The sequence below is a fragment of the Helicobacter sp. UBA3407 genome (assembly GCF_949747025.1).
Classification (GTDB): domain Bacteria; phylum Campylobacterota; class Campylobacteria; order Campylobacterales; family Helicobacteraceae; genus Helicobacter_D; species Helicobacter_D ganmani.
On record NZ_CATKCB010000172.1, the window covers coordinates 1 to 5521 of the forward strand.

The 5521-nt window shown below is 40.1% G+C and carries 6 protein-coding genes; all 6 read right to left on the reverse strand.

Translation table 11 applies throughout. The annotated features are described in order from the left end of the window. Nucleotides 1-1855: homocysteine S-methyltransferase family protein (locus Q1553_RS06540; RefSeq protein ID WP_300842835.1), on the reverse strand; the 1855-nt coding region annotated here is incomplete at its 3' end. Continuing rightward, the gene (locus Q1553_RS06545; protein WP_115551552.1) at nt 1856-2416 is read right to left on the reverse strand and encodes a DedA family protein; all 561 of its coding nucleotides are present in this window, start codon (nt 2414-2416) and stop codon (nt 1856-1858) included. It lies immediately after the preceding gene. 154 nt (nt 2417-2570) lie between these two features. Beyond that, nucleotides 2571-2840, reverse strand: a complete 270-nt coding sequence (locus Q1553_RS06550) for a hypothetical protein (RefSeq protein ID WP_245944227.1) — start codon at nt 2838-2840, stop codon at nt 2571-2573. Then, nucleotides 2837-2968: a hypothetical protein gene (locus tag Q1553_RS06555; protein WP_281270105.1), complete on the reverse strand. Its 132-nt coding sequence runs from the start codon at nt 2966-2968 to the stop codon at nt 2837-2839. Before Q1553_RS06555 ends, Q1553_RS06550 begins: the two co-directional genes overlap by 4 nt. A gap of 10 nt (nt 2969-2978) precedes the next feature. Beyond that, entirely contained in the window at nt 2979-5075 is a 2097-nt protein-coding gene (locus tag Q1553_RS06560; protein WP_300842836.1) for a heavy metal translocating P-type ATPase, read from the reverse strand. Nucleotides 5076-5093: 18 nt separating this feature from the next. After that, nucleotides 5094-5429 (reverse strand): YtxH domain-containing protein, encoded by a 336-nt coding sequence (locus Q1553_RS06565; RefSeq protein WP_115551554.1) that lies wholly within the window; start codon nt 5427-5429, stop codon nt 5094-5096. Between the last annotated feature and the right edge of the window lie 92 nt (nt 5430-5521).

The window sequence follows — 5521 nt, forward strand, 5'->3', positions numbered from 1 at the left end:
GCATTCCTGCTTTCTTTTCAAAATGCTTGATAAACGCATACAGAGGCTCGCTTGTGCGTGAAGAATTAAAAATCAAATTCTCACAAATTTGAATATCCTCCTTGTCCATTTGCGCATAAGGAATCAAATGCGCAACATTCACGATTGCACTACTTAAGCCCTTTACAACCGCGTGATAAAGAAAAACAGAGTTTAAGCAAATCCTCCCCTCCTTGCTTAAACCAAAAGAAATATTAGAAAGCCCTAGAGTGCTTCCGGCTTTTGGATAGAGTTCGCGGAGTTCTCTTATCGCCTCTAGTGTCTCTATCCCTGCGGTAAAATATTCTGCGTCTCCGCTCCCAATCGTAAAGGTAAGCGGGTCAAAAATAATATCCTCTTCGCGCAGATGATGCACATTCCTTGCGCGTTCCATCATTCTTTGCGCACACGCCACTTTGCGCTCAAAAGTTTTACACATTCCTTGCTCGTCAATGCTCAAACACACCAAAACCGCACCAAATTTCTTTGCTAAACTCGCAACTTTATCAAATTTTTCAACTCCCTCCTCCAAATTCGCAGAATTAATCATTGCGCGTCCGCCGATAAGCTTCAATGCAGTCTCTAACGCATTGACTTGCGTAGAATCAGGCATTAAAGGAAGTGGAATCTTTGTGGCATAGCGCGAAATCAACTCTCGCATATCCTTGCCCTCTTCCCTCCCGGCAAATGCCACGCTCACATCTAAACAATGCGCGCCACTCCGCACTTGCGCACTTCCTACACCCAATGCCCCTTCATAATCCTCTGCGAGCAACAATTCACGAAACGCCTTAGAACCAGTGGCATTAGAACGTTCGCCAATCAGCAAGGGAGCAGGCGTTTGATGAAGCTCTACTGCGCCAAAAAGCGAAGCAATGCTTGGTTTATATTCAGCTTTTGGTGGCAATGGAATCGCATTTTTTGTTTTCTCCACCAAAAGCCTAATATGTTTTGGTGTTGTCCCACAACAACCCCCAAGCAAAGCAACGCCCGCAATTTCTAAAAAACTCTTTTGAATCTCACTAAACTCCTCTGCTTCCATAGGATAATAAGTGATTCCTCCACGATTCTGTGGAAGTCCAGCGTTTGTATGGATAGAGAGAGGAAATTTACACACTTCACTTAAAGCAAGCAAATGTTGTCGCGCCAAATCGGGTCCAAGCCCACAATTCATTCCCAAAGAAAGCAAAGAGAAAGGCTCTAAAATATGGAAAAGTGTCGTAATGTCTGTGCCAATCAGCATTGCGCCATTGGTCTCAATCGTAACAGACACCATTATAGGAATCTTAGGGGCAATCGCCTTACACGCGTGCAATGCAGCTTTAATCTGCAAAGGGTCTTGCGCAGTCTCTAGCAAAATCACATCTGCGCCCGCTTCCTTAAAACCCTCCACGCATTCACAATACCCGCTAAACATTGTGTCATAATCAATATGTCCTAAGCTTGGCAACTTTGTGCCAGGACCCAAAGAAGCCGCGACAAATAGCGCATTTTGTTGATTCTCTAGTGCCTTGTGCGCTTTGATACAAGACTTTGCAAGCAAAACACCCAAAGCCGCAATCTCTTTGCATTGGGATTCCAATCCATATTCTGCCAAAACCCAAGGCATTACCCCAAAAGTATTTGTTTTAAGAATATTTGCTCCCGCTTGCAAATAGCTTGAATGAATCCCCGTAATCACTTCGGGAGCATAGAGGTTTAGAGCTTCTGAACAACCCTCTAACTTCTCACCTCTTTTATTTTCTCCCCAAGTTGGAATCTCTCTTTTTTGGATTTCCGTCCCCATTGCGCCATCAAGAATCAAAACGCGCTTGTTTAATAACTCTTGAATCTTCATTTAAATCCTTTTTGTCGCACGACTTAGCCAAAGCCAAAGCCCACCTAGTAACACAACAATAAACGCGGGGGCAAGAGCGGGATACTCTCCTATCATCTCAAATCCTTTGATTAAAATTCCTCCTGAAAAATATCCAGCGATTCCTAGACTAATACTCCAAATCACCGCACCTATGGCATTATAAAGGTTGAACTTCATCAAAGAATAAGGGGTTAGCGCAATCGCAAGTGGCACAAGCGTTTTTAAGCCATAAATGTATTTTTTGAAAATCAAAATAAGAGAGCCGTATTTACGCATAAGCAAATGCACCAATGCCAATTTACGCCGATGAGACGCAAGATAAGGCTGCATCATTGCCTTTTGATAACGCGCAAGATAAAAAAGTAACCAATCTCCCAAAAAATTTGCCACACAAGCAACCAAAATGCTAAGGCTTAAATCCATTTTGCCTGCAAAACTCAAAACACTTGCACCAATAAGAGCGACAAATCCACCGCCAAGAGAGTATAAAAATAAAATTGCATAGCCATATTTCGCAATCAAATCTATCGTTTCTTGCATTGTTTTCCTTAAGTTTTAACGAATCAAAAGTAAAACTTTAGCAAAATCTTGTCTTTTTTGTGATAAATTCTGCTAAATTATCTTTTAGTAATGGAATCTAAAGACGAAATTTTCTTTGGAGGATTGCTTGCTATAAGCCAACATTATAGAAATTTTAATTTGTCTTATTATGTTCTTTGGGATAAAGTGAAGCGTGCCAAATACAAAACCCTACCAAAGCCACACCTGCCCCTATATGCACTGCCTTTGCTACTCTATTTTTCACAAACAATGCACTCCCGCTTGTCAGTAATAAAGTCGTTGTCATACCTATTTTCGCCATTTCTCTCTTCATTTCCATATAGCTTTTTGTAAATTTTGGATTCCGTTTTCCAAGAGGCTTGCTTGTTTGTGATTCTTTTTGCGTTGCTATCTTTTCTTTCATATTTGTCCTTTTGTCTTTGATTTCATCTTGTGTTGTTGGTATTTTTTTCTTTTTAATTGTGCATTTTGTAATGTTTTTGCTGTTAGGATTCCGCTTGCAAAAGTGGTTAAAAGTAATAAAATCTGCATTTATAATCCTTTAAATTTTAATGCGTCGCAATGCGTTTAGCAAAAGCGCAATCGTTGTTCCATTGTGCATAAAGGCGGTTTGAATCGGACTAAGCTTCCCAAGACTTGCTAAAGCTAGAATCAACGAATTAACACTCACAGCAATTTTAAATCCTCTATGCACTTTCTTTAAGGCTGCCACTGCAAGCTCCCTTGCCTCCGCCACCACTTCAATATCATCACGCAAGAGCACAATATCCGCACTTGCTTTGGCAATATCTGCTCCTTTGTGCATACCTATTCCAACATCTGCGCGTATTAGAGCGGGTGCGTCGTTAATTCCATCGCCGACAAAAGCAACTTTTTTGCCCTCTTGCATAATGTCCTCTAAAATTTCAGCCTTTTGGGTGGGCAAAACTTCTGCATAATAGCGGTCAATCCCCAACTCTAAAGCAATTTGCTTGGCTTTTTGATGTGTATCTCCTGTAAGCATAATGATTTCCTTAATGCCACTTTCACGCAGGCGCAATAAAGCTTTTTTAGCATTTTCTCTTAAAGTATCCTTTAGTAAAATAACGCCTAAAAGCTTCTTGTCGTAACCTATAAATAAAGGCATTTCACCATTTTTTAAGTGTTTGGAGATTCTTTGTTCATAAAAATCAAATACGATTCCCTCATCGTCTTCTAAAAAATGTCTAGAGCCGATAATAACGCATTTTCCACTAATTTCACTTTTGACGCCATGCGCGACGATAAAGGTTACTTCATCGTGATGAAAATGCCTAAAATGCTTTTCTCTTGCTGCTTTTACAACTGCTTTTGCAACAGGGTGAAAATAATGCTCCTCAATACTTGCGGCGAGATTCAATACCGCTTCTTTATCCCAAGATTCCTCAAAAGAAACTACATCTAGCACTTCTAAATCACCTTTAGTTAAAGTGCCTGTTTTGTCAAATACAAACACCTCTGCAAGTTGCAAAGATTCCAAGCTTTTTGCACCTTTGATAATAATTCCCTCCTTGCCCGCATTGGAAATAGCAGATTTAAACGCAACGGGGGTTGTAAGCTTCAATGCGCAAGAATAATCGGCTTGCAACACACTCGCACTGCGCATAAGGTCTTGAGTAAAAAAATAAGAAAGCAAGGATAAACCAAGCGTAATAGGCACTAAAGAATCCGCCATTTTAGAAGCATTCAATTCTTGAGAGGATTTTTGCACAAGTGTTTCTTTAATATAGGTTTTTATACGTGCCATTGCAGTTTGTTCCCCCACAGATTCCGCCCAAACCTTGATTTGTCCCTCTTGCACAATCGTGCCAGAGAGCACTTTATCTCCATAAGCTTTAGGGGTAGGAGTTGCCTCACCTGTCATAGAGATTTGATTTATCAATGCTTCCCCTTGTGTGATGTGTCCATCTACCAAAATTGTATCTCCTGCACCAATCACAACAATATCACTAACTTTCAGTTCCTCACTTGAGACTTGCAAAAGCACATTTTCGCCATCTTGGATTCTCTCTACCCAAGCTTCCCCACTCTTTTGCTTTGCAAGCTCTTTTAGCAAATCATCACTTTTGTACATTGTCATCTCTTCAATGTATTCTCCAAGTGCTAACATAAAATTCGTAGAGTTTGCTGTCTTGAAATCTTTTAAATACAATGAAATGGCTACCGCCATAGCTTCCAATGTGCGCGAATTGATGCCGTGTGTTAAGGTTTCTTTAATTCCACTAAAAAGCAAAGGAGCGGAGGCAATCGCAGAGAATCCTAATTGAAATTTGGGATTCTGTAAAAAAGGAGAAATTAAAAACGCGCTTCCCGCTCGCGCCACTTCAGCAGAACTCGGAATCTCATCACGCAAAGCCAAATAGCTTTCTTTTTTATTGACTCCTTGCGATTCTACCTTTGCTTGTTCCAAGGCTGTTTGCACTAGACTTGTAATCTCCTCTAACTCACCCCTGAAAACCACAATCACATTGCCCAAAATTGCATTTACACGGGCATTGGAAATCTCTGCGCAAGATTCAAGCAAAAGACGCAATTTTAGAGAATCCACCCTGAAACTAGATTTGCAATGATATTTAAAACGTGCTCTTGTTTGGGTTGCGTGCAATAAAATAAGTTGCATTGCTTTGCCTAATGCTCTTTAGGTGTCCATTTCAACATCATTGACTTCCGCCTTTGCGTCCTCATAACGTTCTTTTAACTCCTCTATTCCGCTTTCAAACAAGCTACTTACCTTGGCAAAACCTTTAAAAATCGCTTTTTGTGCATTCTCATTAGTTAAGATAAAGGTTGCAACTGCACCAATAAGTGCGCCTTTTAGAAAATCTTTTTGCGTATTCTCATTTCCAAGAAATCCTGTTGTAGTATAAGGATTGTTTTGGTTTTGAGAGTTTGGGATTCCGTATTGCGCATTGTTTTGTGTATTTCTTGTGTCAAAAGAATTGATATAGGGATTATTTGGATTTGGTTGAGACATTTAAGAACTCCTTTTATAAATTATGATTCAGTTTTAAGATTCTTTTTTTGGATTTGCAAGTGCTTGGATTCCATAAATACTCACTACTCCAA